At 66.3% G+C, this 4579-nt stretch carries 3 protein-coding genes and 1 pseudogene; 3 read left to right on the plus strand and 1 reads right to left on the minus strand.

Annotated elements, in window-relative coordinates:
- Together Q1V87_RS03685 and Q1V87_RS03690 are read left to right on the plus strand one after the other, a co-directional pair.
- A pseudogene (locus tag Q1V87_RS03685) lies at positions 1-642 on the plus strand (heme A synthase); the annotation flags it as partial.
- A gap of 90 nt (positions 643-732) precedes the next feature.
- Positions 733-1173 carry a dinucleotide-utilizing enzyme gene (locus Q1V87_RS03690; protein WP_300590878.1) on the plus strand — a complete coding sequence of 147 codons (441 nt, stop codon included), beginning with the start codon at positions 733-735 and terminating at the stop codon, positions 1171-1173.
- 100 nt (positions 1174-1273) lie between these two features.
- Here the strand turns inward: Q1V87_RS03690 and Q1V87_RS03695 are convergent, their stop codons facing one another.
- Positions 1274-2194 (minus strand): heme o synthase, encoded by a 921-nt coding sequence (locus Q1V87_RS03695; protein WP_300590879.1) that lies wholly within the window; start codon positions 2192-2194, stop codon positions 1274-1276.
- Between the two features lie 225 nt (positions 2195-2419).
- On the opposite strand from Q1V87_RS03695, the gene tkt reads away from it, so the two are divergent.
- Positions 2420-4519 carry a transketolase gene (gene tkt, locus Q1V87_RS03700; RefSeq protein WP_300590880.1) on the plus strand — a complete coding sequence of 700 codons (2100 nt, stop codon included), beginning with the start codon at positions 2420-2422 and terminating at the stop codon, positions 4517-4519.
- The last annotated feature ends 60 nt before the right edge of the window (positions 4520-4579 follow it).

Consider the following 4579-nt stretch of genomic DNA (forward strand, 5'->3'; position numbering starts at 1 on the left):
CTCTCCCTGGTGGTGTTGCTGGGCATCATCGCTCAGGCCCTGGTCGGAGGCATCACGGTGCTGACGGGACTAAACCCGTTCATCGTCGGATTCCACTACGTCGCTTCGGTCATCCTCGTGGCGGTGTGTGCAGCCTTCCTCGTTCTCATGCGCACGCCGGGCGGTCCCCGCGTACGCGTCGTCACCACGGTGCATGCGATCTGGGTGCACGCCACCACCGCCGTGCTGGCGGTCACGATCTTCTTCGGAATCCTGACCACCGGGGCCGGCCCACACTCGGGCGACGCAGATGCCGGACGGAACGGCTTCAATGCAGAGATCCTCGAGCACGTGCACGCCTGGCCGTCGTACGCGCTCTTCGCGATGACTCTCGTCCTGCTCGGCTTCGCCTATCGCCGGCGCCGTGAGATACCGCGCGTGGTGGCGTGGACCCAGGCAGTTCTCGGCGTGGAAGTGCTCCAGATCGCCGTCGGGCTCTTCCAAGCACGCAACGGACTGCCCCCACTGGCGGTGGGCATTCACATGGTGCTGGCATCGCTCCTGGCCGCAGCGATGACCGCACTCGTCCTGAACCTCAAGCAGCCGGTCAGGGTGTCTGACACCGCGGAGGACCCCGCCGACGCACAGGCGATCCATAGCTGACGCATCGACACAGCACGCGTCCAGGGACCAGACTGGTCGCGCCGATCTCTTCGGCGTGACCGAAATCCATCCCTTCGCAGGAGTTTCCCTATGACCAATCGCCTTGCCCGCAGCGTCCCCTTCTGGGTGCTGCTTCTCGCCTCCCTCGCCAGCATCGGCGTCGGGCTCTGGCTCGTGCTGACCAAGGTGAGCGAGATGAGTGCGACGCTCGCGGATGGTTCGGCCACCTACGAGCAGGTGTACGTGAGCCCCGCGTGGATCGGATTCGGCGGTGTCCTGGTGGGCGCCGGCATCCTCGGTGTGCTGCTCGTGCTGACCCTCGCCGCCCTCCGCTCGGCCCTGCCCACCCCCGTGGCCGAGACTGCCTTCGTCGAAGAAACCGTCATCGTCGAGGAGGCGGCTCCCGCTGCCGAGCAGGCGCCGGTCTTCGAGGATGCCGATGTCGAGACGTCAACGACCGACACCGCGCCGCCGGCGGCTGCAGCAGAAGCAGCCGCTCAGGCCGACACCGAGGCACCGGAGAACCGCTGACCTCCGCCCCCGGCTGATAGAGAAGGCCCCGCTCGCCGAACATCGTTCGACGGGCGGGGCCTTCTCTCGTGCGCGTCGGGGCACGAGAGCGATGGCGTTCCTAGAACGGAAGCAGCGGGTCGACGGCGATCGCGACGAACAGCAGCGTCAAGTACGTGATGGATGCGTGGAAGACACGCATGGGCCGCGGCTCCGTGCCGCGCACCGCGCGAGCGTAGAGGACATGTGACTCGTAGATGAACCAGCCGCCGAAGACGAGTGCGGATGCCGTGTACACGATCCCCATCGAGGCGACGGGAATCAGCAGCAGCGACGTCACGACTGTCGCCCACGCGTAGAGGATGACCTGAAGGCCGACCTGCGAGCCGGAGCGCGTGGCGCCGAGCATGGGAACGTCCACCTCGTCGTACTGGTCGCGGTACTTCATCGACAGCGGCCAGTAGTGCGGCGGAGTCCACAGGAAGACGAGCAAGAACAGGATGAGTGCGGGCCACGCCAGCGATCCGGTGACGGCACTCCAGCCGATCAGGACCGGGAAGCATCCGGCGATGCCGCCCCACACGATGTTCTGTTCGGTGCGGCGCTTGAGAATCATCGTGTAGATGACGACGTAGAAGAAGATCGCGCCGGCCGACAGTGCTGCCGCGAGCCAGTTGGTCGTGAAGCCGAGCCACAAGGTCGACGCGACGGCAAGTGACCACGCGAAGATCAGCGCCCCACGGGGAGAGACCTCGCCGGTGACGAGGGGACGGTTCTCGGTGCGCTGCATGTGCGCGTCGATATCGCGGTCCAGGTACATGTTGAACGTCGCTGCCGATCCGGCGCTTGCCGAGCCGCCGATGACGGTCGCGACAACGAGCCACAGCGGCGGGAACCCCTGCTGCGCAAGGATCATGACGGGAACCGTCGTCACCAGCAACAGCTCGAGAACGCGCGGCTTGGTCAGGGCGATATAGGCGCGGACGGTGCGGCCGAACGATGCGGGTGCGAGCTGCGCACGCGTCGTCGTGGAAATGTCCATTGCCCTCACTATCGGCCGTCACCCAGGGATTTCCAGTCTATGGCATTGCCCGCAGGCTGGTTCTCTGAGGTCCCCTCTACGGCTTCGAAACACGGCCCACTGCGGGAACCGGAATCGCTATGCTGAAAGCACACGCGCGCTCTGCGCCGGCTGCTCTTCCCGTGGTGACGCGGTCTGCGGACCGGTGGTCTCAGGGCGCACCCCTCTCGAACGGAAGGCAATCCGGTGACGGAACTGCGTTGGGATGAGATCGACAAGCGCGCGGTGGACACCGCTCGCGTTCTCGCGGCGGATGCCGTAGAGAAGGTCGGTAACGGACACCCCGGGACGGCGATGAGCCTCGCTCCCGCGGCCTATCTGCTGTATCAACGGGTCATGAAGCATGACCCGACTGACACGCACTGGCCCGGCCGCGACCGCTTCATCCTCTCGTGCGGTCACTCCTCGCTCACGCAGTACATCCAGCTCTACCTCGGCGGATTCGGCCTCGAGCTCGACGACCTCAAGTCGCTCCGCACGTGGGGCTCGCTGACCCCGGGCCACCCCGAGTACGGCCACACCAAGGGCGTCGAGATCACGACAGGGCCGCTCGGCCAGGGTCTGGCATCCTCGGTCGGCTTCGCCTACGCCGCGCGGTACGAGCGGGGCCTCTTCGACCCCGAGGCACCGGCCGGCGAGTCGCCATTCGACCACTTCATATACGTCATCGCGTCCGACGGCGACCTTGAAGAAGGTGTGACGAGCGAGGCATCCTCGCTTGCCGGTCACCAGCAACTCGGCAACCTCGTCGTCATCTACGACTCCAACCAGATCTCGATCGAGGACGACACGAACGTCGCCCTGACCGAGGATGTCGCGGGGCGCTACGAGGCCTACGACTGGCATGTGCAGACCGTCGACTGGAAGAAGTCGGGTCAGTACGTCGAGGACGTACACGAGCTGTACGAGGCCATTGAGAAGGCGAAGGGCGTCACCGACAAGCCCTCGATCATCATTCTCAAGACGATCATCGGCTGGCCCTCCCCCGGCAAGCAGAACAGCGGCAAGATCCACGGCGCTGCCCTCGGCGGCGAAGAGCTCGCAGCGACCAAGAAGGTCCTCGGCTGGGATCCCGACACGACCTTCGATGTTCCCGATGACGTCATCGCCCACACGCGTTCGCTCGTCGAGCGCGGCGAGGCCGAGAAGGCTGCCTGGCAGGAGAAGTTCGATGCGTGGGCAGCGGCCAACCCGGAGCGCAAGGCGCTGTGGGACCGACTCCACGCCCGCGAACTCCCCGCGAACATCGCCGAAGCGCTCCCCCAGTTCGAGGCAGGCAAGGATGTTTCCACCCGCGCCGCGTCCGGCCTGGTCATCAACGCCCTCGCCGCGGAGCTTCCTGAGCTGTGGGGTGGTTCGGCCGACCTCGCGGAGTCGAACCTGACGACCATCAAGAATGCAGCGTCGTTCATCCCGGAGGAGTGGTCCACCCACGAGTGGAGCGGCTCACCGTATGGTCGTGTGCTGCACTTCGGCATCCGCGAGCACGCAATGGGATCCATCCTCAACGGCATCGTGCTGCACGGCCCGACTCGCCCGTTCGGCGGCACGTTCCTGATCTTCAGCGACTACATGCGTCCCCCGGTGCGTTTGGCCGCCCTGATGAACATCCCGACGCTGTTCGTGTGGACGCACGACTCGGTTGCGCTGGGTGAAGACGGTCCGACGCACCAGCCGATCGAGCAGCTCGCCGCACTGCGCGCGATCCCGAACTTCGCTGTTGTGCGCCCAGCCGACGCGAACGAGACAGCAGCCGTCTGGCTCGAGCTCGTCCGCCGTCACGAGGGCCCCGCAGGAATCGCACTGACTCGCCAGAACGTTCCGACGTTCCCCCGTGGGACAGGTGAGGCATCCGGCGACGAGTTCGCGTCGGCCGAGCTCGCCGCCAAGGGCGCGTACGTGCTCGCCGACTCACCTACGGGCACCGTCGACGTGATCCTGATCGGGACAGGCTCCGAGGTTCAACTCGCCGTGGACGCTCGCGCGCAGCTTGCCCAGCAGGGCATCGGCGCACGCGTGGTCTCCGCTCCGTCGCTGGAGTGGTTCGCCGAGCAGGACGACGCATACCGCGAGAGTGTGCTGCCGGCATCCGTCAAGGCACGCGTCTCGGTCGAAGCGGGCCTGGCGATGCCGTGGCGCGGGATCGTCGGCGACGCCGGCCGGTCCGTGTCGATCGAGCACTTCGGTGCATCGGCTGACTACAAGACGCTGTTCCAGAAGTTCGGCATCACGACCGAAGCAGTCGTGGCCGCCGCTCACGAGACGATCGCCGCCGCTGGCGCCTGAGCCGCGGCCGCACACGAAGGAGAAGTCATGACCACCCCCACCGAGAAGCTCGTCGCCGAG

It is taken from the genome of Microbacterium sp. (genome assembly GCF_030149085.1).
Classification (GTDB): Bacteria; Actinomycetota; Actinomycetes; order Actinomycetales; family Microbacteriaceae; genus Microbacterium.

What these genes read in the sequence shown, in the direction of transcription:
- Q1V87_RS03690 (WP_300590878.1), top strand. Translation starts at nt 733, where the DNA reads ATGACCAATCGCCTTGCCCGCAGCGTCCCCTTCTGGGTGCTGCTTCTC.
- Q1V87_RS03695 (WP_300590879.1), bottom strand. Translation starts at nt 2,194, where the DNA reads ATGGACATTTCCACGACGACGCGTGCGCAGCTCGCACCCGCATCGTTC.